The organism is Streptomyces mayteni (assembly GCF_054783955.1).
This window is the reverse complement of record NZ_BAAGPR010000033.1, coordinates 13,668-38,043: the sequence shown is the minus strand read 5'-3', so window position 1 is coordinate 38,043 and position 24,376 is coordinate 13,668. Positions and strand designations below refer to the sequence as shown.

Below are 24,376 nucleotides of genomic sequence, written 5' to 3'. Positions count from 1 at the left end.
TGGGCGCGGCCGGCGCCACCGGGCCCGGTCAGACGCTGAAGCGCTCCCTGGTCAGCAGCGGACGCACCTGGGAGCGGAACCCGCCGGTGCGGAACGGGCGTTGCAGGAGCCCCGGCCGCAAGCGTTGGGCCAGCGCGGCGGCGATCATGCCCTGGTCGAGGGCGAGCACGAAGTCGCTGACGCGGCCCGTGGCCACGTTCACGGAGTCGCGGAAGCCGTAGCGGTCGTCGTACGCGCCGAAGTCCCGGTCCAGGGCGCGGAGGTTGGCGAGCACCTCCTGTTCGGCGTAGGGGAGGGCGAGGAAGGAGGCGTGCGGGGTGACCACGCCGAGGGAGTGGTAGCCGTCCTCCTGCATGCCGATCGCGTCGACGCCGTACTCGCGGTAGCCGCCTTCCGGGATGTTGGCGGGGGAGAAGCCCCAGTAGCCGTACTCCTCCTCGATCAGGCCGTGCTCGATCTGGCTGCGGACGTAGCGCCGGTGGTTGGTGCCCCAGGAGCGGGGGGACCATTCGGCCTCGGGGACGAACAGCGGCACCATCAGGGCCTCGAACATCGACCCGCCCCAGGTCGGGACGAGGGCGCGGCCGCGATGGGTGTAGTGCCCCTGCCAGACCCGAACGCCGTCGATCGTCACGTACGCTCCCTCGGGCTCCTGTTCCTGGCCCATGCCGGGCAGCAGCGTGCGGAACATGTGCCAGTAGTGCTCACCGGGCAGGGTGCCATCCGCGATCCCGAGGTAACTGGCCATGCGGGGCTCGGTGTTGAGGGCGCCGTAGTGGTGTCCCGTGGGTTCGCCCTTCCCCGGCCTGTCGGGCCAGAAGCCGCCCCGCAGCTGACCGGGGCCCGCCACCGGATCGGCCGGGTCGTAGGGCGTGTAGTAGTACGACCAGTCGGCGCCGTCGAGGAGGGCCGCGACGCGCGGGCGCAGGGCGCCGTCCGCGTCGGCGGCGATCAGCAGGCCCGTGACCAGCCAGGCGTTGTCGACGCTCGACAGGAAGGGGCGGAGGGGATCGCCCGTCTCGGGCCAGGCCGTCAGGAGTGAACCGTCGTGCGCGTCGTACCAGTTGAACCAGAACCCGTGGGCGCGTTCCAGCCGCTCCACGGCCGCCACGGTGCGGCTGAGGCGGTCGCGCATGGTGGCGGGGGAGATCACGCCGAGACCGGCCGCGGCCACGGTGGACCACAGTCCGCAGCCGATGTTGGTCGGTGACGTCTGGCGGGAGGGCGCGGGGACTCCCGGTCGGCTCACGTCGATCTTGTCCGCGGTCAGGCCGAAGTCCGTGGTCATGGCCTCGATGGACCGGTACGTCGCCGCGAACACGGCGCTGAGCGTGGGGGAGTCGGAGGCGAGGCGGCGACGGTTCGCCCCCGAGGGGGCCGCCGAGGCGCTGGGGCCGGCGGCGTAGACGGCCGCTGCCGCCGTTGTGGCGGCCGTGAGCAGACGGCGACGGTTCATGGGGCTCACTCCTCGATGAGGGCCGAACGGTGGGGATGGTGCCGTGCCTGTGCGGTTGTTCTCGGGCCCCGGGGGCGGTGGCGTCATGGCGCACCGGCGCCCCGGGGGGTGCCGGGGGACGCCCGCGGCATCAGGAGCCCACGCGCGGGAGTTCCCGCGTGCGGCCGATGGAGCCGAGCCACGCCGCGGAGGGCTTCGGGCGGCGCTCGAAGGTGACCGGGTCGACCGCGATGAGGCCGAAGGTGGGTTCGTAGGAGCCCCACTCGTAGTTGTCCAGGGCGCTCCACGCGTAGTAGCCACGGATGTCGAGCCCGTCGTCGAGCGCGGCGGCGACCTCGGACAGGGCTCCGGTGTAGTAGGCGATCCGGCGGTTGTCGTCGTCGGTGGCGACGCCGTTCTCGGTGACGACGAGCGGGACGTCGCCCACGACCTTCGCCGAGTGCCGCAGGGCCCCGCCGATGGCCGGCGGGTAGTACTCCCAGTCGGTGAGGGTGCGCTCGGCGGCCTCCGCGGTGGGGAGCGGCCCTTCGGGGCCGAACCTGGTGCGGGTGTACGCCTGGACGCCGAGGAAGTCGTCGCCACGGGCCGCTTCGAGGAACACGTCCTCGCGCGGGTGCCGGTAGGCCGCGGCGACGTCCTCGGCGCCCGGCAGGGCCTGGTAGTTCTGGTTGGCGACGGTCCAGCCGACCCGGACCTCCGGGTTGATCTCCTTCACGGCCCGCACGGCGGCTCGGTGGGCGGCGATGACGGCCTCGGTGGTCGCTTCGTCGGGTGTCGGCAGGCCCGCCGGGCCCCAGGCGATGTCGCCGGCCTTCCTGGCTCCCGCCGTCACGGCGACCATGTTGGGCTCGTTGATGGTGCACACGTGCCGTACGCCGCTGCCGATGACCGGCGCGGTCGCGGCCGCGTAGCGGGCGAACAGGTCGACGGCGCCCTCGGCGGTCCAGCCGCCGCGCTCCTCGAACCAGCGGGGAACGGTGAAGTGGTGGAGCGTGACCATCGGGCGCAACCCGCGTTCGAGTGCGCCCTCGACCATGCGGCGGTAGTGGGCCAGCTCGGCCGGTGAGAAGTGGCCGGGGGCCGGCTCGATGCGGGCCCACTCGATGCTGAAGCGATAGTCGGTGAAGCCCAGCTCGGCCAGCAGGTCCATGTCCTCGCGCCACCGGTGGTAGCTGTCGCAGGCGTCCAGGCTCGGCGCCGATATGTGCGGGCTTCCGCTGTGTTCCCTGTGCCACCAGTCGCTGTTGGTGTTGTTGCCCTCGATCTGGTGCGCGGCGGTGGCGGCGCCCCACAGGAAGTCGGCGGGGAGGGACGGCTGGTTCGGAGGCATGGCGAGTCCTTGGTGCGGGGACAGGGCTGTGGTTCGGGATCGGCGTGGGAAGGCCAGGGCTGTTACTTGATGCCGACGGTGGCGACGCCTTGGACGAAGAAGCGTTGCAGGAACATGAACAGGGCCACCACGGGCGCGACGACCAGGACGGCTCCGGCGAGCAGCAGGCCGTAGTCCGTGGCGTTCTGGCCCTGGGAGTACAGGGCCAGGGCGACCGGAAGGGTGTATCTGTCCTCACTCTGGGCCGCGACCAGCGGCCACAGGAAGTTGTTCCAGGAGCTGAGCGCGGTCAGGATCGTGAGGGTCGCCAGCGGCGGACCGCACAGCGGCAGCACGATCCGGGCGAAGGTCCGCACCTGCCCGGCGCCGTCGATCCTGGCCGCCTCGAGCAGCGAGTCGGGGATGCCGAGCATGAACTGGCGCATGAGGAAGACCCCGAGCGGGGTGGCCAGGTACGGCAGGATCAGAGCCGGATAGGTGTCGATCAGTCGCAGCTTGGCCACCATGACGAACAGCGGCACGAAGGTGACCACCCCGGGAACCATGAGCATGATCATCACCATGGCGAACAGCAGGCGCTTGCCGGGGAAGTCGAGCTTGGCCAGCGCGTAGCCGACCATCGAGCAGAACACCAGGTTGCCCAGCACGGTGACGACGGCGACGACGAGGCTGTTGAGGAAGTAGCGGCCGATGTCCAGCTCGCCGAGCCAGGCCGTGTAGTTGTCCAGCGTCGGCGACTGCGGGAGCCAGCCGCCGGGGTCGCGCAGCAGCTCCCCCTGGGTCTTGAAGGACGAAAGCAGCATCCAGACGAACGGCAACAGCGTCGCGGCGAGCGCGAGGGCGAGCACCAGGTAGGTCAGCGCGCGGAAGCGTCGGGAGCCGGCAGCGGTTCCGGAGCGGGGAGCGGCGTCGGTTCGCATGTCGTGCACCTCAGTCCTTGGAGCGCAGCAGTCGGAACTGGATCACGCTGAGCGCGGCGACCACGGTGAACAGCACGTAGCTGGCGGCCGCGGCGTATCCGTACTCGCCGAAGCCGAACTGGTTGTAGGTGAAGTAGCTCACCGACAACGTGGAGTCCAGCGGTCCGCCCTGCGTCATGACGAACGACTCCTCGAAGAACTGCAGGTAGGCGACCGACAGCAGCACGGCACCCAGCAACAGGGTGGGACGCAGCAGGGGAAGGGTGATCTGCCGGAAGCGCTGCCACGGTCCCGCGCCGTCCACGACGGCCGCCTCCTGGAGCTCCGGCGGAACGTTCTGCAGGCCGGCCAGGAAGATGACCATGAGGGTGCCCATGTTCCGCCACGCCGTCATGCCGATCAGCGACGGCAACGCCCAGGTGGTGCTGTGCAGCCAGTCGGGGCCGGCGATTCCGACCCAACCGAGCATCGTGTTGATCAGCCCGTCGGGTTGCAGGACGAAGCGCCACACCACGGCGACGGCGACGATGCTGGTCACCACGGGGGTGTAGAAGCCCGTGCGGAACAGGGTGCGGAACCGGGTGATGCCGCTGTCGAGCGCCACGGCGAGCGCGAGGGCGACCGCGATGGTCAGCGGGATGCCCACGACGACGACGTACGCGGTGTTGAGCATCGACCTGCGGAACTGCGCGTCCCCGAACAACTCCGCGTACTGGTCGAGACCGACGAAGTTCACCGCGAACGGGGTCTGCACGTCCGCGCCGCGGAAGTCGGTGAACGACATCAGGAACGAGGAGACGAGCGGGACCAGCATGAAGAAGCCGAAGACCACCATGAACGGCAGCGCGAACAACCACGCGGCCAGTCCCTGCCGGCGCCGCGCGGCCGATCCACGGCCGCCCCGGCTCCCGCGGCCCCGCTTCCCCGGGCCCCGGCCGGCGCGGCGCCCGCCGGTCGGGGGCCGGAGCGTCGTGCTGTGCGCCATCGGTCAGTCCCCGGTGCCTATCGAGTCCGCGGCGCGCTGCAGTTCGCCCAGCGCCTCGGCGGGCTCTGTCCCCCTGACGACGCGTTCCAGCTGGGTGTCGCCCGCGGCGCCGACCTGGGTCCAGGCCGTGTTGGCCGGGGGCGACATGGCGTCGTCCATCTGTTCCCTGAACACCGCGAGCTTCGGGTTCCCGGTCAGCCGCGAGTCGTCCCAGGCCGACTGCGAGGCCGGCAGGTCGCCGGTGAGCTCGTACCACTCCGCCTGGACGTCGGGCCGGATCAGGTACTCGATCAGCTTCCAGGCCGGGCCGCTGTTCCCGGCGGCGCGGAAGACGACCAGGTCGGAGCCGCCGACGAACGAGGTGCCGCTCTGGTTCCTCGGGAACGTCATCACGCCGTACGAGCTGTCGAAGTCGTCGCCGCCGGCCTCCCTGAGCAGGCTCATCTCGTAACCGCCGGCGATGAGCACCGGGGTGCGGCCGTCGACGAACGCCGACTCGGCCGTTCCCGCCTCGGTCGACATGTTGGGGTCGGCGATGCCCTCGGCGAAGAAGCTCTGGTAGAACTCGAGCGCCTCGACCGTCGCCGGGGTGTCCAGCGTCCAGGCGGTGCCGTCGCCGTTCATCAGCGACCCGCCGGCCGACCAGACCCACGGCAGGGCGCCCTGGAAGGAGTCGGTGCCACGCGGAAGCAGCGCGATGCCCCAGTCCGCGCCGGCGCGGGTCTGTAGGGCCCGGGTCATCTCCTGGAAGTCCGCCCAGGTCCCCGGCGGTCTCGAGTAGCCGGCCCGCTCGGCCAGGTCGGTGCGGTAGTAGATGACCCGCACGTCCACGTACCACGGCACGCCCACCGTGGCGCCGTTCACCACGGTCGGCCCCATCACGTTGGGGAAGATGTCGCCGGTGTCGAGCCCGTCGGGCACCGACTGGAAGGCGCTCGCGAAGTCGGGCATCCAGGTCGTGCCCATCATCCCGATGTCCGGCACCGTGCCACCCGCGATCGCGGTCTGGTACTTGTCGTGCGCGCTCTCCCAGGGCACGGCGGTGACCTCGACCGTCGCCCCGGGGTTCTCCTCCTCGAAGCCCCTGGCCAGCTCCGGCAGGAGTTCCGCCTCGGTGCCCTGCGCCCACACGCGTATCGTGCCGGTGACCTCACCCGACGGGATCGCGCCGGTGGACGCCGACGAGTCGGCGCCGGTGCCGCCCCGTCCGCACCCGGTCAACACCACCGGGATGGATCCGCACACGGCCGCGACGAAAGCCCGTCTCCGCATCACGCTGCTCCTCTCGTCAAACCGCCGCCCGAGCGGGCAGCGCGACGCCCGATCCCATGGTGATCTAAGCGCTTAGATTCTGTGGGTGTGGACGGACTCTAAGCGCTTAGATGCGAGGCTGTAAAGGGTCGATTCCCGGGACGTTACGGATATGGGTCCCCGAGCCCGCTCCGTGGTCCGGGGCAGGGTGATCCCGAGCGCCGAGACCTCAGGGCCTCGTGCAACCACAGCTTTCGCGCAGCACGACCTGTACCGGCAGGCGGCGCACGATCGGCGGCGTCTCGGGGCTGGTGATCCGGCTCACCAGGATGTCCACGGCGGCGCTTCCCATCGCCTGCATCGGCTGGCGCACGGTCGTCAGCGTCGGCCGGACGACCCGCCCGGCCACGACCCCGTCGAAGCCCGTCACGACGACCTGTTCCGGGACTCGGACCCCGTGCTCGGCCAGCGCCGCCATCAGCCGGATCGCGTCCAGGTCGGTGACGCACACGAACGCCTCCGGCAGGTCGCCGTCCGCCAGCAGCCGGGCGACGAGGCCCCCCGGGTCCTTCCGTTCCGCCGCCAGCCTGACCGGATCCGGGCGCGCCGCCCGGAGCCCGGCGGCTTGACGGGCCGCCTGGAAGCCCGCGAAGCGTTCCTCGAAGTCGAAGATGCTCACCTCGCCGAAGAACCGCAGGTCACGCAGTCGGTGCTCGGCGATCAGATGCTCCGTGAGCGCGCGCGTCCCGCCGCGGTTGTCGGCCGAGACGATGCTCAGCCCCTCGTGCTGGGGCTCCTCGGAGAGCGCCACCACCGGTATCCGCTGCGAGATCCGCTCCAGCACGTCGTCGGGAACGGTACGGGGGAACACCGCCAGGCCGTCGACGCGTCCGACGATGTCGGTGACCGCGGCGGCGCTGTCGACCTGGCTGCCGCCCCCCATGAGCAGGGCGTAGCCGCGGCGCCAGCAGGCGAGCTCCACGCCGCGCTGCACCTCGTCGGTGTACAGCGGGTACAGACGGTGGTCCTCGTCCCGGTCCTCGCGGACCACGGCGACCTCCCGCCGCGCCGGCAGCTGGCCGATCTCCTCGACAGCGGCGGGTTCGTCGAACGACTCGGGGAAGAAGTAGTCGAACGAGTACAGGCCAAGCGCCCCGGTGCGCCCGTGTGCCAGCCCGCGCGCGCTCGCGCTCGGCACGTAGTTCAGTGCCTCGGCGGCGGCCAGGACGAGCTCCCGGGTCTCCGCCTTCACCTTGTGGGGACGACGAAAGGTCATCGACACGGTGGCGATGGACACCCCTGCCCGTTGCGCCACGTCGTACACCGTCGCAGCCTTCGCCACGCTCCCACCTTTCCTCGCCCCGGCGCCATGTTATGCGCTTAGATCGGCGCCCCGCGCCGCGGTCGGACCCCGGGGCCCGACCGCTGTCGTCGTGCGCCGAGCGGCCCCCCTGTCTCCGATGTAGCATCCAGCATGTGGATGGCCCTTCTGGAGGCCTTCGGAACGGGGGTGAGCGATGGTGGCGCGCGGGAACGCTTCCGCGGGCTCGGCGGTGGCCGGCACCCAGAGCATCGAACGGGCGTTGTCCCTGTTGGCGTTCTTCACGGACGAGCAGCCCGAGCGGCGCATCGCGGAGCTCGTCGAGCTCAGCGGGCTCGGCCAGTCCACCGTCTCCCGGCTGGTCAGCGTCCTGGAGTCGCTCGGCTACCTCTCCCGGGATCCGCGCAGCGCGCTGCACCGGCTCGGCCCCCGGCTGGTCTCGCTGGCGGGCGTCGCGCTCAACCAGTCGCCCGTGCACCGCGCGGCCCGCCAGGTCGCGCAGAACCTCGCCCACGAGACGGGCCTCGGCGCCAACGTCGCCGAGCGCCATGGCGCCGCGCTGTTCTACCTCTGTCACTTCGAGGGGCCCCAGGCGCCGCGATCCTTCACGCTGATGGGCCGGCAGGCCCCGCTGCACGCCACCGCGATGGGCAAGGCGCTGCTCTCGGGCCTCCCTGAGGCACGCGTGGCGGAGCTCCTGGGAACCGCCTACCCGTCGTACACGCCCGGCACCATCACGGACATCGACGGGCTGCTGGCCGCGCTCCAGGAGGTGCGCGGGCGGGGGTACGCCACCGAGGTCGAGGAGCTGGCCTTCGGCCGGGCCTGCCTGGCGGCGCCCATCAGGGACCGGTCGGGGGAGATCGTGGCGGCGCTGTCCGTCTCGGGTTCGCTGTCGGCGCTCGGACTGCCGGAGCGACAGGCCGAGTTGGCGAGCAGGGCCATCGAGTACGCCGACCTGGTCTCGACGGGCCTCGGCTACCTGCACTGAGCCGGACGGCCGGCGGGTCGGCCGCGCGTCGACGCGGGTTCGCTCAGGCGTCGAGCAGCGAGGCGGCCTCGTCCCCGGCGGCCCGCATGGCGTCCCGCGCCGATGACTGGCCGACGAGCACGGCCTGTACCCGACGCGCGACGGCCTCCTCGATCTGGGCGTTCCTCGGGGAGTGCCAGAACGGCCCGGCGGTCGCCGTGCCGGTGATCCTCTCGGTCCATTCGACGGTGAACGTGTCGTCGGCGACCACCGGATCGGCCAGCCCGCGCTCGGTGGACGGGGGCAGGGCGAGCCGCTCGAAGACCTCCGCCGTGGTGGCCGGGTCGGTGGTGGCGTGCAGCGCGAACTCGGTGGCGCTGTCCGAGCCGTCCCCCTCGGCGATGACGATGACATGGCCCCACAGCAGCGCCTGGGGGGTGTCACCGGCCGTCAGCACGGGCCGGGCCAGCGGGACCATCGCGTCGGCGAGCGCCGGGTCCGGGGCCTGCGCCGCCGTGGCGCCCTTCCCGACCACCGCGTCGTCGTAGAAGGCGACCCGGCCCTGGGAGAACAGCGCGCGGGCGTCGAACCGGTCGACGTCGGGGGCGATCAGCCCCTCGTCGTAGAGCGACTTGTACCAGGTGATGGCGTCGATCGACGCGTCGTCGCCGATGGCGACGGCGCCGTCCGCGACGAGGGGGCAGCCGAAGGTCCGCATCCAGGGGAAGACGTCCTTCAGCTGGGCGACCTTGGTGGCCGCGGCATAGGGGACGACGCCGTCGAGTTCCTTGACGGCGCGCAGCGCGTCCTCGAACTGGGCGATGGTGGAGGGCGGTTCGGCCACGCCCGCCTCCTCGAGCAGCGCGGCGTTGCCGATCAGGCCGATCGATCCGGTGGTCCACGGCAGCCCGTACTGGACGCCGTCCAGCCGACCACTGGCGAGGGCGACGTCGGTGTAGCCGCCCCGGGCCGCCGCCGCCGAGACGTCGAGCAGCCGGCCCATGGGGGCGACCGCGCCGAGCCAGGCGACGTCGAGTTGCACCGCGCCCGACACCTGGCCGCCGCGCAGCTTCAACGTGAGCTGGGCGAGGTAGTCGTTGTACGGGTAGGAGACGGCGTCCACGGTGGCGCCGTGGTCGGTCTCCCAGGCCCGCACGATCCGCTCGACGGTCGCCGAGGCCGCCTCCTCGTTCAGCGACCAGGAGGTGAACTGGAAGTTCCTGGCCGCGGTGTCGCCGCCGCCGGTCGTGACCCCGCCGCTCGGGACGCAGGACGTGAGGGCGCCGGTTCCGACGCTCGCCGCGGCCCCGAGACCGAGGAGCCTCAGCGCGGCGCGGCGGTTGATCCCGGTCGTGGGCATGGTTGCTCCTTGCTGGTGTGACGCGGTGCGACGAGGACGCGGGTGGCGGTTCAGCTCTTGACGGCGCCGGCGGTCAGCCCGCCGACCAGGTAGCGCTGCAGGAACATGAAGGCGACGACGACGGGGAGCGAGACGATCAGGGAGGCCGCCATGAGCGCGGGCCAGGACGTCTGGAACTCGCCCAGGTAGGTGCGCACCAGGCCGGGCGGCAGGGTCTGGGTCTCCTCGTCGGCCAGCGTCAGCGCGAAGACGAAGTCGTTCCAGCCGCGGACGAAGGCGAAAAGACCCGCCGCGACCAGGCCGGGCGCGGCCAGTGGCAGGACGATGGTGTGCAGGGTCCGCCAACGCGAGGCCCCGTCCATGGACGCGGCTTCCAGGAGCGCGTCCGGCACCGTGTCGAAGACGCCCTTCAGCATCCACACGCACAGCGGCATGGTGAAGGTGGTGAAGGAGAGGATCAGCGCCGCATAGGTGTTGAGCAGGCCGAACTCGGCGAACACCGCGTACAGCGTGATCAGCAGCAGCGCCTGGGGGAACATCTGCGAGGCGAGCACGAGGTTCATCAGCGAAACCCGGCCCCGGTAGCGGAACTTCGAGAACGAGTACGCCATGTACGCGGACACCAGGACGCTGAGCACCGCGGTGATCAGCGAGACGATCACGCTGTTGACCATGTACTGGAAGAGCTGTTCGTTGCGGGCGAAGGCCCTGAAGTGCTCCAGCGTGACGTCGGTCGGGAACAGCCGGGGCGGGAACCGGAACGCCTGGCTGTCGGGGGTGACCGCGGTGACCAGCATCCAGTACACCGGGAGCATCCCGAAGAGGCCGAACACCGTCACCGTCGTCCAGGCCGCCACGCCGGAGCGGACCCGATCGGGACGGCGGCGCCTCGGCCGAGGCCCGGGTCCGCGCCCGGGCGGGGGCGGCGCGCCTCCGTGGTGGCTCTTCCGCCGGCTGCCGGTGGCCGTCTGTGTGGCGCTCATCGTGTGATCACCTGTTCTCCCGCTCGGAGATCCTGAGGTACACCCCGACGAGGAGCAGGAGCAGCAGCATCCACAGCCCGCCGAGGGCGGTGGCACGTCCCAGGTCGAAGCCGCGGAAGGCCTCCTGGTAGACGGCGACCGAGAACGTCTCCGTGGCACCGGCCGGTCCGCCGCCGGTGAGCACGTAGATGGTGTCGAAGTGCTGGAAGTTCCAGATGAACTCCAGCAGCAGGGCGATCGCGGCGATGCCGCGCACGGCGGGCCAGGTGACCGTGAAGAAGCGGCGAACCGCGCCCGCCCCCTCGACGGACGCCGCCTCGTGCAGTTCCCGGGGCACCGTCTGCAGGCCGGCCAGCAGCATCACCATCATCCAGGGGAAGCTCGCCCAGGACTTGGTGACGATCACCGCGATCATGGCGGTGGTCGGGTCGCCGAGCCAGCTGACGCCCTCCTCGATGATCCCGGCCCGCACCAGCAGGCCGTTGAGTACCCCGTAGTTGGCGTTGAAGATCCACATCCAGAGGAAGGAGACGACGACGCCGGGGATGACCCAGGGGAAGAGGAGGAGCCCGCGCAGGAACCCGCTCGCCCTGATGCCCGAGTCGAGCGCGAGCGCCAGGGCGAAGCCGACGAGGAACGGCAGCACGGTCGCGCCGACGGTGAAGACCAGCGTGTGGCGCAGCACCGGCCAGAAGTCGTCCGACAGGGCCTCGCGGTAGTTCCGCAGGCCCACGAAGTCACGGCCGGGTTCCACGAGCGACTGCTCGAAGAAGCCGGTGTTCAGCGCCGCCACCAGCGGGTACAGCACGACGGCGGCGAGCAGCGCGAGGCCGGGAAGGGTGAGCAACAGGGCGAAGGCCGTGTGGGACAGGCGTTCACCGCGGCGGGGGCCGGCGCCGGACAGCGCGCTCATGGCTTGCTCCTCTTCTGGACACGGGAACGTGGCCGGTCGGCGGTACCGCGGGGCGACGCCACTCCTGTGGATCTCGCTTGCAACATGTGGGATCCTCCGCCGCATTTTGCTCGATCGTCAACCCTCATGGCGGGAAAAGGTGAGCGAGGGGGGAGGGAGGCGGGGCCGATCGGTCCGGCGGGCCGGACGGTCACTCCGCGCGGTCCTGCCCCGGCAGGAAGCGGGCCCGCAGGTCGGGGCGGAGCCAGGCGGCCGGCGAGGCGATGGACAGTCCGCCGTCGACCGGCAGCACGACCCCCGTGACGAACGACGCCGCCGGTGACGAGAGGAAGCGCACCGCCTGCGCCACCTCCTCGGGACGTCCGGTGCGTCCCAGCGGATAGCCCTCGGCGACGTTGACGAGCCCGAGCCGCTCGCCGTCGATCATCCCCGGGGCGACGGCGTTGACGCGGATGCCGCGCGGCCCGTAGTCCAGGGCCAGTTGCCGTACCAGGCCCTCCACGCCGGCCTTCGCCGCCGCGTACCCCGGTAGCCCCGGCGCGGCCAGGAACGCGTTCACCGAGGTGACGGCCGTGATCGCCGCCCCCTCGCCGAGGTGGGGGAGCGCGGCGCGGACGGTGTAGAAGGCGGTGTCGAGCGTGGCGGCCTGGGACGTCCGCCACTGCTCGTCCGTGGTGTCGGCGGCCCGGGCGACCGGCATCGCGGCGGCGGCCGTCACCAGCACGTCCAGGGAGCCCAGGTCCCGTAGCGCCGCCTCGACGGCCCGCCGCGCGCCGTCCGGCTCCGCGCAGTCGGCGACGGTGTACGAGGCGAACACCGGAGCGCTCGCCCGCTCCAGTCCACAACCCGCGACGGCCAGGCCGTCCTCGGTCAGAGCCCGGGCGACGGCGATCCCGATGGGTGAACCGCCGCCGACGACGAGGGCGCCACGCGGGCGAGGGCCGCTCACGCGATGCCGCCGGGCGCCGACGTGGCCATCCCCAGCCGTCGCAGGATCCCCCGCAGCCTGGTCCGTGTGGACTCCGGCAGGGCGGCGGCCGGCAGCCGGACCGCGGCGGAGGCGATGACGCCCCGGTGGACCAGCACCTCCTTGTGCACCGCCCAGGCGAGGCCGGGCTGCATGCCGAAGCGGATGAGCGGAAGCAGACGCTCGAAAGCGGCGTGCGCCCGTTCGACGTGCCCCTTCTCCCAGTCGTCGAGCACCGTGCGCAGCAGATCGGTGAACTCGCAGGCCGGCATGGTGCCCACCGCCCCGGCGGCCAGCTCGTCGAGCAGGAACAGGGCGTTCTGCCCGCCGAGCACCTCGAACCCGGCCGGTGCGGCCGCGACCACGGCCTCCGTCTTGAGCGGGGTGGGAGGAGCCTCCACCTTCACCGAGTCCACGCCCGGCAGGGCCCCGATCTCCGCGAGCAGCGGCGTGGGAAGGGCGACACCCGTGGTCGCGGCGGCGTCCTGCACCATCACCGAGACACCGGTGCGCTCCCCGAGGACCCCGTAGAACTCCAGGAGTTGCGCCGGAGTGGGCTTGGCCAGGTAGGGCGGCAGCACCATCAGCGCGCCGGCGCCCCCTCGCACCGCCTGCTCGGCCTGCTCGAGCGCGGTGGCGAGGCTGGTCGGGCTGATCCCCGCGACCACGGGCACCGCGCCCGCCGTCACGTCCGTCACATCCGTGAGGATGGCGTCCCGGTCGGCCGCGGTGAGGGCGAAGCCCTCGCTGGCCATTCCGAACACCGCCACCCCGTCCGCGCCGCTGTCGAGCTGGAACCTGGTGAGTGCGCGCAGCGACGGCCGGTCCAGGGTGCCGTCGGGGTGGAACGGCGTGGCCAGAATCGGCACCAGACCGCGAACGGGGTTGCTCACATGACCTCCTCGGCGTGGTGGAACACGAACTCCTCGTCGACCTCGATCCCGAGCCCCGGGCCGGGCGGCAGGGAAAGGCCAGCGCCGGGCCCGCCCGTGAGTTCGGTGCGCAGCGTGCGGTTCGCCGCACGCCACGTCGTGGGCTGGAACTCGAAGTGCGGCATGGCGGGCAACGCGGCCGCCAGGTGCAGCCCGGCGGCGGTGGCGACGCCAAGGCCGACGGAGTGGTGTGGCGCCACCGGCACATGGTGGGCCGCGGCGAGTTCGGCGATCGACACCGCCTCCGTCAGGCCGGTCCTGGCCACGTCGGGCTGGGCGAGCTGGAGCGAGCGGCGCTCCAGCCAGTGCCGGAACTCGTAGGCGGTGCGCAGGGTTTCGCCGACGGCGACGGGCAGGCCGAGCCTGCGCTGCAGCTCCCGGTGCCCCTCGACGTCCTCCGGCGCGAGCGGCGCCTCGAGGAACGCCACCCGGCCCCGCCGGCCCAGGGCTTCGCCGAGTCGCGCCGCCTCAGGGAAGGAGTACGCCCAGTGCGCGTCCACGGCCACCCGCAACCGGTCGTCGGCGGCGAGCACGGTGTCCACGGCGTCCAGGTCGGCGTCGATCCCCTGTCCCAGGTGCAGTTTGATCAGCGAGACGCCCTGTGCCGCCCAGTTTGCCGCCAGGGCGGCGCGCTCGGCGTTCGTCTCCACCGGCAGCCCGGAGACATAGGCGGGCACGGTGGTGCGGAAGGCCCCACCCAGGAGCTCGGCGACGGGCAGCTTCGCGCGGCGGCCGGCCAGGTCCCACAGCGCGATGTCGACCGCGGCCAACGCGTCCGCCTGGTGTCCCGTCAGGTGGCCGCGCTCCCGCATCAGGTCGCGCAGTCGGTGCCACGCCGGCCGCACCGCTCCGACCGGCGCGCCAAGCAGCGAGGGCCGCAGCAGCTTCGCGACGATCGTGGCGGGCACCTCTGGGCCGACCGGCGCCAGGGCCTCGCCCCAGCCGATCGTCCCGTCCGAGGCCGTGATCCTGACCAGCAGCGTCTCGAAGCGGGAGGAATAGAGGCTGCGCCACGGGGCGCGCACCACATAGCCGCGGTCGTCGGTGAGTTCGCTGCCGTCCGTCAGGCGCCCCAGGTAGACCTGATCATGCGAGAGTTTGAGGACGAAGGCTCGTATGTCGGCTATGTGCGCCAAGACTTGCCACCAGAGTTGCCGGACGAGGGTGCGGAAGCGGGCTTGCCTCCACATTCTGCAAGCAGCATGCAATTGGTGCATGATGATCGTCAATACCGGTGGATGGGTTCGCTGTTCGAGGAGTTGGAGCCCCCGGGGAGCGGTATCGCGGGAGCGGGTGGACGGGCCGGTGGCGGATAACCTGGGGGAATGCTGCGCGAAACCTGCGCGATCCGGTATGTGACCCCCCTCAGGGAGGGGGGTTCGCTGCCCGGCATCGTCGAGGCCGACGATCTCGGCACCTATGTGATGAAGTTCACCGGCGCGGGTCAGGGCCGCAAGTCCCTGGTCGCCGAGGTGATCTGCGGCGAACTCGCCCGCCGCCTCGGGCTGCGGGTGCCCGAGCTGATCCGGATCCGGCTCGACCCCGTCATCGGCCGCGGCGAGCCCGACCAGGAGGTGCAGGAGCTGCTCAAGGCCAGCGGCGGGCTCAACCTCGGCATGGACTACCTGCCGGGTTCCATCGGCTTCGACCCGCTGGCCTACCGGGTGGACGCCGCCCAGGCCGGCCGGATCGTCTGGTTCGACGCGCTGGTCAACAACGTCGACCGGTCCTGGCGCAACCCCAACCTGCTGGTCTGGCACGGGGACCTCTGGCTGATCGACCACGGCGCCGCGCTGATCTGGCACCACAACTGGCCGACGGCGGCCGCCTCGGCGGCCCGCGGCTACGACGCCTCCGACCACGCGCTCGCGCCCTTCGGCCCCGACGTGCCCGCAGCCGCCGCCGAGTTGGCCCCGCGGGTCACCCCCGCCCTGCTCGCCGAGGTGCTCGCCCAGGTGCCCGACGAGTGGCTGGCCGACGAGCCCGGCTTCGCCACCCCCGACGAACTGCGCGCCGCCTACGCCGACCTCCTGGCCGACCGCGCCGCCACCATCGGCGAGCGGGTCTCGGTCGGCGCCCCCACCGCCGACCGCCCCTCCCAGGCCCCCGGCTGGCTCACCGGCCGTCCCGACCAGCCCCGCCGTCCCGACCAGCCCAGCGGAGCCGCCCGATGAGCAGCGCACCACACGAAGGGCGCGACGTCTTCGAGTACGCCCTGCTGCGCGTCGTGCCGCGGATGGAGCGCGGCGAGACCATGAACGCCGGCGTGGTCCTCTACTGCCGGGCCGGCTCCTTCCTCGGCGCCCGCGTCCACCTGGACACCGAGCGGCTGCACGCCCTCGACCCCGGCGCCGACGTGGCCGGCGTGCGGGCCGCGCTGCGCGCCGCCGAGCGCGTCTGCCACGGCGGCCCGGGCGCCGGACAGGCCGCCGGTGACGACGTGGGCCGGCGGTTCCGCTGGCTGATCGCGCCGCGCAGTACCGTCGTCCAGCCGGGCCCCGTGCACTCCGGGCTCACCGCCGACCCGGTCGCCGAACTCGACCGACTGCTCGACGTGCTGGTGCGTTGACAGTGGGTTCGCCCCCTTCTACCGTCGCCCGTGCGCTCGTTACCAACGAGTAGCACCGGTCGGCACACTCGACGGCGAGGAGAAGCCAGCATGTCCACCACCGAGCAGCGCGTCGCCATCGTCACCGGGGCGGCCCGGGGGATCGGCGCCGCCACCGCCGTCCGGCTCGCCGCCGAGGGCCGGGCGGTCGCCGTGCTCGACCTCGCCGAGGAGAGCTGCGCCGGCACCGTCGCCGAGATCACCGCGGCCGGCGGCCGGGCGCTCGCCGTCGGCTGCGACGTCGCCGACGCGACCGCCGTGGAACGCGCCGTCGCCCGGGTCGCCGAGGAGCTCGGCCCGCCGGTGATCCTGGTCAACAACGCCGGCGTGCTCCGCGACAACCTGCTGTTCAAGATGAGCGAGGCGGACTGGGACACGGTGATGAACGTCCACCTGCGCGGTGCCTTCCTGATGTCCCGCGCCTGCCAGAAGCACATGGTGGACGCCGGCTTCGGACGCGTCGTCAGCCTGTCGTCCAGCTCCGCGCAGGGCAACCGGGGGCAGGCCAACTACTCGGCGGCCAAGGCCGGTCTGCAGGGCTTCACCAAGACCCTCGCCCTGGAGCTCGGCAAGTTCGGCGTGACCGCCAACGCGGTCGCCCCCGGCTTCATCGTCACCGACATGACCGCCCAGACCGCCGCCCGCGTCGGCATGGGCTTCGAGGACTTCCAGCGGGCCGCCGCCGAGTCGATCCCGGTGCGCCGCGTCGGCCGCCCCGAGGACGTCGCGGGCGCCATCGCCTACCTCACCGGCGACGCCGCCGGCTTCGTCTCCGGGCAGGTGCTCTACGTGGCCGGCGGCCCGCTGGACTAGGGCCTGTCTTCCGGATCTTCGTGGGGCCGCGACGCCAGCTACGGCACCTCGCTGCGTTACCGAATCGCGCGAATACGGCCAAGTATGAGCTGCGATCCGGCGCCTTGCGATGCACCGCATCTGACGCCGCGGCCTGATCCACGAAGACCCAAAAGACAGGCCCTAGGGGCTGGACCGAGGTGCCCGCTGTCAGTGGCTGCCGGTACGTTTCAGGCGACAACTGATCGCGAACCCTCGGAGGTTGACGACGTGACCGGCATGCTGCCCGAGTCCTGGCAGGGCGTTCTCGGCGAGGAGCTCGACAAGCCCTACTTCAAGGAGCTCACCGAGTTCGTCGAGGAGGAGCGGGCGAAGGGGCCGGTGTACCCGCCGCGCGACGAGGTGTTCGCGGCTCTGGCCGCCACCCCCTTCGACCGGGTCAAGGTCCTGGTCCTCGGCCAGGACCCGTACCACGGCGCCGGCCAGGGCCACGGCCTCTGCTTCTCCGTGCGCCCCGGCGTCCGCGTCCCGCCCTCGCTGCGCAACATCTACAAGGAACTGCACGCCGAACTCGGCCTCCCGGTCCCGGACAACGGCTACCTGATGCCGTGGGCCGAGCAGGGCGTGCTGCTGCTCAACGCGGTGCTCACCGTCCGGGAGGCCGAGCCCAACTCCCACAAGGGGAAGGGCTGGGAGCAGTTCACCGACGCGGTGATCCGCGCCGTGGTGAGCCGCCAGGATCCGGCGGTGTTCGTGCTCTGGGGCGCCCACGCCCGCAAGAAGCTGCCGCTGATCGACACCGAGCGGCACGCGGTGGTGGAGGGCGCGCACCCCTCGCCGCTCTCGGCCAAGAAGTTCTTCGGCTCCAAGCCCTTCACCCAGATCGACGCGGCGATCGCCGCCCAGGGCCACGAGCCGATCGACTGGCGGATCCCCGACCTCGGGAAGTGACGGACGGGGAGCGCGCCCGCCCGTTCAGGCCAGCTCGTGCTCGAAGGAGTAGGGGAAGGTCGTCCGGCCGGGCTCCGTGACGAAGCCACCGGTGCCGCGCAGCCCGGCGAGTTCGCCGGTGCCCGAGCCGGCGACGACCTCGAACGAGCAGTGCACCCGGCCGAGCTCCCCGTCGAAGGTGCCCCACTCCCGCAGCGTGAAGGTGCCGGAGCGCCCGTCCACCGCGCCCTCGATCCGCTCGAAGCCGGTGAACGAGCCGGTGCCGCCGGTGGCGTAGGTGATCGCGTAGGCGCAGGCGGTGGCCGCGGCCTCGATCGCGCCGGAGAAGGTGTTGACGACGGTGGCCCTGGCCAGCCTGGCCCCGCCCTCGTCGCCCGCCACCACGCTCTCCTGCCAGTCCCGGTAGGTGAAGGTGCCGGCGTCCGAGGTGGTCGTGCTGGTCATGAGGTGCTCCTCGATAGGTCTGACGTGGTGCGGGCCCCACTCTGAACGCCGTACCTGACACCTTCTGTCAGGTACGGCGGCACAATGGGGGCATGCGTGCCGACCGGCTCCTCCAGACCCTGCTCCTGCTGCAGAACCGCGGCCGGCTCACCGCCCCGCAGCTCGCCGCCGAGCTCGAGGTCTCGGTCCGCACCGTCTACCGCGACATCGAGGCGCTGGCGGCGTCCGGCGTCCCGGTCTACGCCGACCGCGGCCCGGCCGGCGGCTTCCGGCTGCTCGGCGGCTACCGCACCCGGCTCACCGGCCTCACCGGCGACGAGGCCGAGTCGCTCGCCCTCGCCGGCATGCCGGCCGCCGCGGCCGACCTCGGCCTCGGCGCCGACCTGGCCACGGCCTCGCTCAAGCTGGCCGCCGCGCTCCCCGCCGAACTCGGCGACCGGGCCCGCCGGATCCAGGAGCGCTTCCACCTGGACGCGCCAGGCTGGTTCCGCGACGCCGACCCGGTGCCCTTCCTCGCCCAGGTCGCCACCGCCGTCTGGGAGGCCGGCCGGCTCCGGGTCAGCTACCGCCGCTGGCGCGGCGAGGTGCGGCGGGACCTCGACCCGCTCGGCCTGGTGCTCAAGGGCGGCATCTGGTACCTGGTGGCCGCCGCCGACGGCGCGCCGCGCACCTACCGGGTCTCCAGGCTGCTCGCCGTCGAGCCGCTCGACGGGCCCGCCGAGCGGCCGGCCGGCTTCGACCTGGCCGACTACTGGGCCGTCTCGGCCCGGGCCCTGGAGGCCGCCCGCTACCAGGGCGAGGCGCGGCTCCGGGTCTCCCCGCGCGGCCGCGCGCTGCTGCCGATGATGTTCGGCACCGCCGGCGCCAGGGCCGCAGGGGAGGCGGGCGATCCCCAGCCGGACGGCTGGGCGGAGGTGACCCTGCCCGTGGAGAACACGCCGATCGCCGTCGCCGACCTGCTCCGCCTCGGCGCCGACGCGGAGGTGCTCGGCCCGCCCGAGCTGCGCGCCGCCCTCGTGGCCGCCGTCCACGAGCTGGCCGACCGCTACCGCTGACCGGCGGCCGCCGACCGCGGCGCGCGACGCCCCGCCTATGCTGCCGGTCAGCGACCGGCGGGCGGCGATCCCGGCCCGCGACCACCGCGAGGACACCAGGGGGCCACGAGTGAAGGTCGGCGTGATCGGTCTCGGCGACATCGCCCAGAAGGCGTACCTGCCGGTGATCACCACCCAACCAGGGGTGCGGCCGCTGCTGCACACCCGCAGCCCCGCCACCCTGGAACGGATCGCCCACGCCCACCGGGTGCCGCCCGAGCACTGCCACCCCGACCTCGACGGGCTGATCGCCGCCCGCCCGGACGCCGCCTTCGTGCATGCCCCGACGGCGGCCCACCCCGCGATCGTCAGCCGGCTGCTCACCGCCGGGATACCCACCTATGTCGACAAACCGCTGGCCTCGGAACTCGGCGCCGCCCAGCGCCTGGTGGAGCTGGCCGAGCAGCGCGGCGTCCCGCTGGCCGTCGGCTTCAACCGCCGCCACGCCCCCGCCTACGCCCACTGCCTCGAGCATCCGCGCGACCTGATCGTGCTGCAGAAACACCGCAGGTCACTGCCAGAGGATCCGCGCCGCACCGTCTTCGACGACTTCATCCATGTCGTGGACACCCTGCGCTTCCTGGTGCCGGGGGACGTCGACCGGGTCGACGTCTCCACCCGGACGCGCCAAGGACTGCTGCACCACGTGGTGCTCCAGCTGGCCGGCGACGGGTTCACCGCGCTCGGCGTGATGAACCGGGTGTCGGGATCGGCCGAGGAGATCCTGGAGATCTCGGGACAGGACAGCAAGCGGGAGATCCGCAACCTCGCCGAGATCACCGACCACAAGGGCCAGCCGAGCGTCCGACGCCGTGGCGACTGGGTGCCGGTCGCCCGGCAGCGCGGCATCGAACAGGCGGCCGTCGGCTTCCTCGACGCGGTGCGCGCCGGGCGCACCCTCAGCGCCCGCGACGCGCTGCGCTCCCACGAGCTGTGCGAACGGGTGGTGCGGGCCGCGCTCGGCCACGACTAGCCGCCTGGGGGAGGAGCGCCCTGGGCCTGGCGTCCTGGGGCTAGCCCCACTCCAGCTCGCCGGCGGCGTTGACGTGCGGGGCGTCGAACGGGGCCGGGGCCGGCATCCGGCCGGTGGTCAGCACGTCGGCGACCGCCGCCAGATAGGCGGCGAGCGACGGCCAGGCCCCGTCCCCGAAGTGGCCGGGGCCGTCGTGGGGGCTCGAACCAAGCCGGCCCTGTCCCGGGCCCGGCCGCATGTCGATGACCTCGAGGTCCCCCTGGAAGATGGTGACGGGGACCCAGAGCCGGTGCCAGTGGGTCTCGCCGGAGAGCACCCCCCAGGGTTCCTCGCCCTCGTCGAACTCCGTCATCACGTCGTTCCACAGCTCCCACTGCTCGACGACCCCCGCGGCCGACAGCAGGTCGACGAGGTGTGGCAGCAGCCGCGAGTCCGGCTCGCTGCCGTCGTGGCAGGCCAGCGAGGCGGCCAGGTCGGCGGGCAGCGGTCTGCCGAGCGCCGCCTCGGCGGCGGCCAGCGCGGCTGGGTCGGCGCCCGGGCGGAGCCGGGCCAGGCTGGCCGGCGCGTTGGCGGCCAGCCAGCCGTCGATGCGGGCCCAGGACTCGGAGACCGACGCGACCGGGTCGGTCATGCGGTCAGCCCTCCTCCGAGGTGCTGACGTCGTCGCCAGAACCGATGTCCGCGCCGGCCTCCGGGTCGACCACCCCGAAGAAGATCAGCCCGAGCAGCACGAGCCCGATGGCGATGCGGTACCAGACGAACGGCATGAAGCTGCGGGTGCTGATCCACTTCATGAACCAGGCGATGATCGCGTACCCGATCAGGAAGGCCACCACCGTGGCCAGGATCGTCGGCCCCCAGGAGACGTGCGACCCCTCCTCGCCGATCGAGGTCAGCTCGTAGCCGCCGGACGCGATCACCGCGGGGATGGCGAGCAGGAAGGAGTAGCGGGCCGCCGCCTCGCGCCGGTAGCCGAGGAACAGACCGCCGGTGATGGTCGCGCCGGACCTGGAGACGCCGGGCACCAGTGCCATCGCCTGGGCGAACCCGAAGAGCAGGCCGTCCCTGACGCTCAGCTGGTCGAGCGACTTGCGCTCCCGGATCGCCCGGTGCTTGCCGCCCGTGGCGTCGCGTGCCGCCAGCCGGTCGGCGACGCCGAGTATCACGCCGAGCACGATGAGGTTCACCGCGATCAGCCTCAGGTCGCGGAACGGGCCGTCGATGGCGTCCTGCAGCGTCAGGCCGAGCACGCCGATCGGGATGGAGCCGATGATGACCAGCCACCCCATCCGCGCGTCGGGGTCGGAACGCATCGCCTTGTCGGTCAGCGACCGTGCCCAGGCCGAGACGATGCGCACGATGTCGTGCCGGAAGTAGATGAGCACCGCGGCCTCGGTGCCGATCTGGGTGACCGCGGTGAACGCGGCGCCCGGGTCGGGCCAGTCGAAGGCGACGGCGGTCAGCCGCAGGTGGGCGCTGGACGAGATCGGAAGGAACTCCGTCAGCCCCTGGACGAGCCCGAGGATGATCGATTCGAACCAAGACATGGACTCTGCGACATCCCGGGGCGTGAGGAAGGACGGGGAAGAGTGGTGAGACGAGGAACGCGCCACAGGTGAGCGCGAGCGGCGAACGGCCGCCCCACCTCGTTCAAGACGGCACTCTAAGCCAGAGCCTCGGGTGCGCCGTAACTCGGGCCGCCGAAAACCGTTCGACGGCGACCCCCCACCGGCCCGATCATGGTGCCCATGTTCCGGCTCGCCTTCGCATCCGCGCCGTCCGCCCAGGCGGACGCGCCGAAGGCTGCCCCGCTCCTCGCAGCGCCCTGCCGGGCCACCGCCGACGGCGCCCGAAGCTGACCCTTCCCGGACAACACCGCGGGCCCCGCAGGGGGAGGGTCGGCCGGTGAACCACGGGGTCCGCGTCCCGGCCCCGGGCCCCACGGCCCGCCCCGGGACCCGCACCCAGCAGCGAGGAAGCACCCCGCCATGCCCAAGCAGGCGTACACGCGCACCAAACCGCATCTCAACATCGGCACCATGGGCCACGTCGACCACGGCAAGACCACCCTGACCGCCGCCATCACCAAGGTGCTCAGCGACCGCGGCACCGGCTCCTTCGTGCCCTTCGACCGCATCGACAAGGCCCCCGAAGAGGCGGCCCGCGGCATCACCATCACCATCGCGCACGTCGAGTACGAGACCGGGACCCGGCACTACGCGCACGTCGACATGCCAGGCCACGCCGACTACGTCAAGAACATGATCACCGGCGCGGCCCAGCTCGACGGGGCGATCCTGGTCGTCTCGGCGCTCGACGGCGTGATGCCGCAGACCGCGGAGCACGTGCTGCTGGCCCGCCAGGTCGGCGTCGAACACATCGTGGTGGCCCTCAACAAGGCCGACGCCGGTGACGACGAGCTGACGGACCTGGTCGAGCTCGAGGTCCGCGAGCTGCTGACCAAGCAGGGCTACCCGGGGGACCTGCTCCCGGTGGTCCGGGTCTCCGGGCTCGGCGCGCTGAACGGCGAGCCGCGCTGGACCGCGGCCATCGAGGCGCTGCTCGACGCCGTGGACACCTACGTCCCGGTGCCGGAGCGCTATCTCGACGCCCCGTTCCTGCTGCCGGTGGAGAACGTCCTCACCATCACCGGCCGCGGCACGGTCGTCACCGGCGCGGTCGAGCGCGGCACGGTGCGGGTCGGCGACCGGGTGGCGGTGTTCGGCGCGGACACCGAGACCGTGGTCACCGGCCTCGAGACCTTCGGCAAGCCGATGGCCGAGGCCCAGGCCGGGGACAACGTGGCGCTGCTGCTGCGCGGCGTGCCGAGGGACGCGGTGCGCCGCGGGCACGTGGTGGCCCACCCGGGCAGCGTCACCCCGCGGTCCGTCTTCACCGCCGAGGTGTACCTGCTGTCGGCGGCCGAGGGCGGCCGGCGCACCGCGGTCGCCACCGGCTACCGGCCGCAGTTCTACCTCAGGACCGCGGACGTGGTCGGCGACATCGCGCTGGTCGGCGGCGCGGTGGCGCTGCCCGGCGACACCGTCACCATCCGCGTCGAACTCGGCCACCCGGTGCCGTTGGAGGTCGGCCTCGGCTTCGCCGTCCGCGAGGGCGGCAGGACCGTCGGCGCCGGCACCGTCACCGCCGTCGTGGCGGACTGACGCCGGCGGCGCGTCGGCCAGGGCACACGCCCCCTGGCCGACGCGCCACAATGGGACGGTGCACGACGAGCCCGCCCCCGACGAGTCGACGCCCGTGGTCAGGGCCGTCGACCTGGGCACCGCCCGGCTGCTGCCCGACCTGGACCGGCCGCGCGCCTGGTTGCTCACGGTCGACGGCGCGCCCCAGTCCCACCTCGACCTGGACGATCCCGGCCACCTGGAGTTCGAGTACGCCAGGCGGCTCGCGCACGTGCTGGACACCGCGGCGCCGCCCGGCGTCCCGCTCGACCTGGTGCACCTGGGCGGCGGGGCGCTCACCCTGCCCAGGTACGCGGCCTTTCGGCGCCCCGGCTCGCGGCAGCGGGTGGCCGAGGTCGACCGGGGCCTGGTCGAACTGGTCGCGGAGCGGCTGCCGACGGCGGCCGGCTCGGGCATCGAGGTGACCGTCGGCGACGCCGGCGCGCTGCTCGCCGCGGCGCCCTCGGCCGGCACGGACGTCGTCGTGGCCGACGTCTTCCGCGGCTCCGCGATCCCCGCCCACCTCACGGGCGCCGGCCATGTCGCCGAGGCGGCCAGGGTGTTGCGTCCCGGCGGCGTCTACGCGGCCAATCTGGCCGACGCCGCGCCGCTCGACTTCACGCGCGCCCGGCTGGCCACGCTCCGCCTCCACTTCGCCGAGCTGTGCCTGATCGCCGAGCCCGCCGTGCTGCGTGGCCGGCGCTTCGGCAACCTGGTCCTCGTCGCCTCCCGGGCCCCGTTGCCGGTAGCCGAGTTGACCCGGCTGGCCGCCGCCGACCCGTTCCCGGCCCGGGTGGTGCACGGCGCCGAACTCACCCGGCTGATCGGCGACACCGCCCCCGTGACGGCCGACGCCGGCATCCCCTCGCCCCGCCCGCCGGCCGGCGCCTTCGACCTGGCCTGAGGGCGTCCCGCGGCCCTTCCCCGGCTTCATTACCCGCTGG

Annotated in this window: 24 protein-coding genes; 9 read left to right on the top strand and 15 right to left on the bottom strand. The window is 72.6% G+C overall.

Features of this window, described 5'->3' with window-relative positions; all coding sequences use genetic code 11:
* Positions 1-28: 28 nt before the first annotated feature.
* The 6 genes from ACYVPE_RS17005 to ACYVPE_RS16980 form a co-directional block, all read right to left on the bottom strand.
* On the bottom strand, positions 29-1,456 hold the full coding sequence (locus ACYVPE_RS17005; RefSeq protein WP_461034450.1) for a glucoamylase family protein: 1,428 nt from the start codon (positions 1,454-1,456) through the stop codon (positions 29-31).
* Between the two features lie 130 nt (positions 1,457-1,586).
* Positions 1,587-2,786, bottom strand: a complete 1,200-nt coding sequence (locus tag ACYVPE_RS17000; RefSeq protein ID WP_461034449.1) for a glycoside hydrolase family 1 protein — start codon at positions 2,784-2,786, stop codon at positions 1,587-1,589.
* 62 nt (positions 2,787-2,848) lie between these two features.
* Positions 2,849-3,706 carry a carbohydrate ABC transporter permease gene (locus tag ACYVPE_RS16995; protein WP_461034448.1) on the bottom strand — a complete coding sequence of 286 codons (858 nt, stop codon included), beginning with the start codon at positions 3,704-3,706 and terminating at the stop codon, positions 2,849-2,851.
* Between the two features lie 10 nt (positions 3,707-3,716).
* Positions 3,717-4,691: a carbohydrate ABC transporter permease gene (locus tag ACYVPE_RS16990; protein WP_461034447.1), complete on the bottom strand. Its 975-nt coding sequence runs from the start codon at positions 4,689-4,691 to the stop codon at positions 3,717-3,719.
* A gap of 3 nt (positions 4,692-4,694) precedes the next feature.
* Positions 4,695-5,963 carry an extracellular solute-binding protein gene (locus tag ACYVPE_RS16985; protein WP_461034446.1) on the bottom strand — a complete coding sequence of 423 codons (1,269 nt, stop codon included), beginning with the start codon at positions 5,961-5,963 and terminating at the stop codon, positions 4,695-4,697.
* Between the two features lie 208 nt (positions 5,964-6,171).
* A complete protein-coding gene (locus ACYVPE_RS16980) occupies positions 6,172-7,284 on the bottom strand; it encodes a LacI family DNA-binding transcriptional regulator (protein ID WP_461034445.1) in 1,113 nt (370 codons plus the stop codon).
* Positions 7,285-7,459: 175 nt separating this feature from the next.
* Between ACYVPE_RS16980 and ACYVPE_RS16975 the strand changes: the two genes are divergently transcribed.
* The gene (locus ACYVPE_RS16975) at positions 7,460-8,254 is read left to right on the top strand and encodes an IclR family transcriptional regulator (protein ID WP_461034444.1); all 795 of its coding nucleotides are present in this window, start codon (positions 7,460-7,462) and stop codon (positions 8,252-8,254) included.
* Positions 8,255-8,297: 43 nt separating this feature from the next.
* Here ACYVPE_RS16975 and ACYVPE_RS16970 read toward each other — a convergent pair whose 3' ends face one another.
* From ACYVPE_RS16970 to ACYVPE_RS16945, 6 genes are all read right to left on the bottom strand, one after another.
* Positions 8,298-9,593 (bottom strand): ABC transporter substrate-binding protein, encoded by a 1,296-nt coding sequence (locus ACYVPE_RS16970; protein WP_461034443.1) that lies wholly within the window; start codon positions 9,591-9,593, stop codon positions 8,298-8,300.
* Positions 9,594-9,643: 50 nt separating this feature from the next.
* Positions 9,644-10,576, bottom strand: a complete 933-nt coding sequence (locus tag ACYVPE_RS16965; protein WP_461034442.1) for a carbohydrate ABC transporter permease — start codon at positions 10,574-10,576, stop codon at positions 9,644-9,646.
* Positions 10,577-10,583: 7 nt separating this feature from the next.
* Positions 10,584-11,489, bottom strand: coding sequence for a carbohydrate ABC transporter permease (locus ACYVPE_RS16960; RefSeq protein WP_461034441.1), 906 nt, complete (start codon positions 11,487-11,489; stop codon positions 10,584-10,586).
* A 190-nt stretch (positions 11,490-11,679) separates the two neighbouring features.
* Entirely contained in the window at positions 11,680-12,438 is a 759-nt protein-coding gene (locus tag ACYVPE_RS16955) for an SDR family NAD(P)-dependent oxidoreductase (RefSeq protein WP_461034440.1), read from the bottom strand.
* Positions 12,435-13,349, bottom strand: a complete 915-nt coding sequence (locus ACYVPE_RS16950) for a dihydrodipicolinate synthase family protein (protein WP_461034439.1) — start codon at positions 13,347-13,349, stop codon at positions 12,435-12,437. Before ACYVPE_RS16950 ends, ACYVPE_RS16955 begins: the two co-directional genes overlap by 4 nt.
* Positions 13,346-14,524 carry a mandelate racemase/muconate lactonizing enzyme family protein gene (locus ACYVPE_RS16945; protein ID WP_461034438.1) on the bottom strand — a complete coding sequence of 393 codons (1,179 nt, stop codon included), beginning with the start codon at positions 14,522-14,524 and terminating at the stop codon, positions 13,346-13,348. Before ACYVPE_RS16945 ends, ACYVPE_RS16950 begins: the two co-directional genes overlap by 4 nt.
* A 189-nt stretch (positions 14,525-14,713) precedes the next feature.
* On the opposite strand from ACYVPE_RS16945, the gene ACYVPE_RS16940 reads away from it, so the two are divergent.
* From ACYVPE_RS16940 to ung, 4 genes are all read left to right on the top strand, one after another.
* A complete protein-coding gene (locus ACYVPE_RS16940) occupies positions 14,714-15,562 on the top strand; it encodes a HipA family kinase (RefSeq protein ID WP_461034437.1) in 849 nt (282 codons plus the stop codon).
* On the top strand, positions 15,559-15,957 hold the full coding sequence (locus ACYVPE_RS16935; RefSeq protein ID WP_461034436.1) for a DUF3037 domain-containing protein: 399 nt from the start codon (positions 15,559-15,561) through the stop codon (positions 15,955-15,957). Before ACYVPE_RS16940 ends, ACYVPE_RS16935 begins: the two co-directional genes overlap by 4 nt.
* Before the next feature lie 90 nt (positions 15,958-16,047).
* A complete protein-coding gene (gene fabG / locus ACYVPE_RS16930) occupies positions 16,048-16,809 on the top strand; it encodes a 3-oxoacyl-ACP reductase FabG (protein ID WP_461034435.1) in 762 nt (253 codons plus the stop codon).
* 249 nt (positions 16,810-17,058) lie between these two features.
* On the top strand, positions 17,059-17,739 hold the full coding sequence (ung, locus tag ACYVPE_RS16925; protein ID WP_461034434.1) for a uracil-DNA glycosylase: 681 nt from the start codon (positions 17,059-17,061) through the stop codon (positions 17,737-17,739).
* Between the two features lie 24 nt (positions 17,740-17,763).
* On the opposite strand, the gene ACYVPE_RS16920 is transcribed toward ung, so the two are convergent.
* Positions 17,764-18,183: a DUF3224 domain-containing protein gene (locus ACYVPE_RS16920; protein ID WP_461034433.1), complete on the bottom strand. Its 420-nt coding sequence runs from the start codon at positions 18,181-18,183 to the stop codon at positions 17,764-17,766.
* A gap of 92 nt (positions 18,184-18,275) precedes the next feature.
* Between ACYVPE_RS16920 and ACYVPE_RS16915 the strand changes: the two genes are divergently transcribed.
* A complete protein-coding gene (locus tag ACYVPE_RS16915) occupies positions 18,276-19,238 on the top strand; it encodes a helix-turn-helix transcriptional regulator (RefSeq protein ID WP_461034432.1) in 963 nt (320 codons plus the stop codon).
* Positions 19,239-19,347: 109 nt separating this feature from the next.
* Positions 19,348-20,250, top strand: a complete 903-nt coding sequence (locus ACYVPE_RS16910; RefSeq protein ID WP_461034473.1) for a Gfo/Idh/MocA family protein — start codon at positions 19,348-19,350, stop codon at positions 20,248-20,250.
* Positions 20,251-20,290: 40 nt separating this feature from the next.
* Here the strand turns inward: ACYVPE_RS16910 and ACYVPE_RS16905 are convergent, their stop codons facing one another.
* The gene (locus tag ACYVPE_RS16905; RefSeq protein WP_461034431.1) at positions 20,291-20,881 is read right to left on the bottom strand and encodes an SMI1/KNR4 family protein; all 591 of its coding nucleotides are present in this window, start codon (positions 20,879-20,881) and stop codon (positions 20,291-20,293) included.
* Positions 20,882-20,885: 4 nt separating this feature from the next.
* On the bottom strand, positions 20,886-21,797 hold the full coding sequence (locus ACYVPE_RS16900) for an undecaprenyl-diphosphate phosphatase (RefSeq protein ID WP_461034430.1): 912 nt from the start codon (positions 21,795-21,797) through the stop codon (positions 20,886-20,888).
* Between the two features lie 441 nt (positions 21,798-22,238).
* Here ACYVPE_RS16900 and tuf point away from each other — a divergent pair, with 441 nt between their 5' ends.
* Both tuf and ACYVPE_RS16890 read left to right on the top strand, forming a co-directional pair.
* The gene (gene tuf / locus ACYVPE_RS16895; protein WP_461034429.1) at positions 22,239-23,414 is read left to right on the top strand and encodes an elongation factor Tu; all 1,176 of its coding nucleotides are present in this window, start codon (positions 22,239-22,241) and stop codon (positions 23,412-23,414) included.
* Between the two features lie 58 nt (positions 23,415-23,472).
* Positions 23,473-24,336 carry a spermidine synthase gene (locus ACYVPE_RS16890; protein ID WP_461034428.1) on the top strand — a complete coding sequence of 288 codons (864 nt, stop codon included), beginning with the start codon at positions 23,473-23,475 and terminating at the stop codon, positions 24,334-24,336.
* Positions 24,337-24,376 lie beyond the last annotated feature (40 nt).

What these genes read in the sequence shown, in the direction of transcription:
- ACYVPE_RS16960 (WP_461034441.1), bottom strand. Translation starts at nt 11,489, where the DNA reads ATGAGCGCGCTGTCCGGCGCCGGCCCCCGCCGCGGTGAACGCCTGTCC.
- tuf (WP_461034429.1), top strand. Translation starts at nt 22,239, where the DNA reads ATGCCCAAGCAGGCGTACACGCGCACCAAACCGCATCTCAACATCGGC.
- ACYVPE_RS16975 (WP_461034444.1), top strand. Translation starts at nt 7,460, where the DNA reads ATGGTGGCGCGCGGGAACGCTTCCGCGGGCTCGGCGGTGGCCGGCACC.
- ACYVPE_RS17005 (WP_461034450.1), bottom strand. Translation starts at nt 1,456, where the DNA reads ATGAACCGTCGCCGTCTGCTCACGGCCGCCACAACGGCGGCAGCGGCC.
- ACYVPE_RS16920 (WP_461034433.1), bottom strand. Translation starts at nt 18,183, where the DNA reads ATGACCAGCACGACCACCTCGGACGCCGGCACCTTCACCTACCGGGAC.
- ACYVPE_RS16990 (WP_461034447.1), bottom strand. Translation starts at nt 4,691, where the DNA reads ATGGCGCACAGCACGACGCTCCGGCCCCCGACCGGCGGGCGCCGCGCC.
- fabG (WP_461034435.1), top strand. Translation starts at nt 16,048, where the DNA reads ATGTCCACCACCGAGCAGCGCGTCGCCATCGTCACCGGGGCGGCCCGG.
- ACYVPE_RS16965 (WP_461034442.1), bottom strand. Translation starts at nt 10,576, where the DNA reads ATGAGCGCCACACAGACGGCCACCGGCAGCCGGCGGAAGAGCCACCAC.
- ACYVPE_RS16900 (WP_461034430.1), bottom strand. Translation starts at nt 21,797, where the DNA reads ATGTCTTGGTTCGAATCGATCATCCTCGGGCTCGTCCAGGGGCTGACG.
- ACYVPE_RS16995 (WP_461034448.1), bottom strand. Translation starts at nt 3,706, where the DNA reads ATGCGAACCGACGCCGCTCCCCGCTCCGGAACCGCTGCCGGCTCCCGA.
- ACYVPE_RS16905 (WP_461034431.1), bottom strand. Translation starts at nt 20,881, where the DNA reads ATGACCGACCCGGTCGCGTCGGTCTCCGAGTCCTGGGCCCGCATCGAC.
- ACYVPE_RS16940 (WP_461034437.1), top strand. Translation starts at nt 14,714, where the DNA reads ATGCTGCGCGAAACCTGCGCGATCCGGTATGTGACCCCCCTCAGGGAG.
- ACYVPE_RS16915 (WP_461034432.1), top strand. Translation starts at nt 18,276, where the DNA reads ATGCGTGCCGACCGGCTCCTCCAGACCCTGCTCCTGCTGCAGAACCGC.
- ACYVPE_RS17000 (WP_461034449.1), bottom strand. Translation starts at nt 2,786, where the DNA reads ATGCCTCCGAACCAGCCGTCCCTCCCCGCCGACTTCCTGTGGGGCGCC.
- ACYVPE_RS16985 (WP_461034446.1), bottom strand. Translation starts at nt 5,963, where the DNA reads ATGCGGAGACGGGCTTTCGTCGCGGCCGTGTGCGGATCCATCCCGGTG.
- ACYVPE_RS16970 (WP_461034443.1), bottom strand. Translation starts at nt 9,593, where the DNA reads ATGCCCACGACCGGGATCAACCGCCGCGCCGCGCTGAGGCTCCTCGGT.
- ACYVPE_RS16935 (WP_461034436.1), top strand. Translation starts at nt 15,559, where the DNA reads ATGAGCAGCGCACCACACGAAGGGCGCGACGTCTTCGAGTACGCCCTG.